The organism is Acinetobacter sp. RF14B, assembly GCF_006864105.1.
In the GTDB taxonomy this organism is placed as follows: domain Bacteria; phylum Pseudomonadota; class Gammaproteobacteria; order Pseudomonadales; family Moraxellaceae; genus Acinetobacter; species Acinetobacter lwoffii_C.
Map to the genome: position 1 here is coordinate 1 of NZ_SMTB01000259.1, position 483 is coordinate 483.

The 483-nt window shown below is 42.7% G+C and carries 1 protein-coding gene; it reads right to left on the reverse strand.

Features of this window, described 5'->3' with window-relative positions; all coding sequences use genetic code 11:
* A partial coding sequence (locus E2K52_RS14850; protein WP_151205732.1) for a BrxA family protein occupies nt 1–213 on the reverse strand: 213 nt, incomplete at its 3' end.
* Between the last annotated feature and the right edge of the window lie 270 nt (nt 214–483).

The following is a 483-nucleotide window of genomic DNA, read 5'->3' on the forward strand; positions in this document are numbered from 1 at the left end:
GTCAGAGCTTAGGTGTTCTAGGCGTTTTCTAAGCGCTGAAGAAATACGTCTTACCGTAGATTGCGTGCGTTTCTGAAGCACATTTTCCTTATACATGGCTTTATCCCAGGCAGCTTCATCAAGCTCTTGGAGTAACAAGCCAGTAATAATGCGACACTCTCGGGTTTGTAGCGAGCCGCTGGTGAGATCGGAGTTATAGCGGAAAGGGGTCATTTGTAATTATTTGTGGGTGGAGGATAGTTAACTTATTATTGTAGTTGGAAGAGGCTGCTTTCCAAACATTAGCACCTCGTAATGCTTGTTACTGTATATTAATTTATGCTCTTAGCGCATGTTAATGGGCTATTACAATGCATAATGTCCACATCAAGATAACTGTGGCTTAACACCTGTACAAGCGAAAAAAATCAATCACCTGTCCGGAAATACGGGATCACTGTAAAGTGTTGGTGAGGCAGTCTAGGAGGGGGATTTAATTTGGGA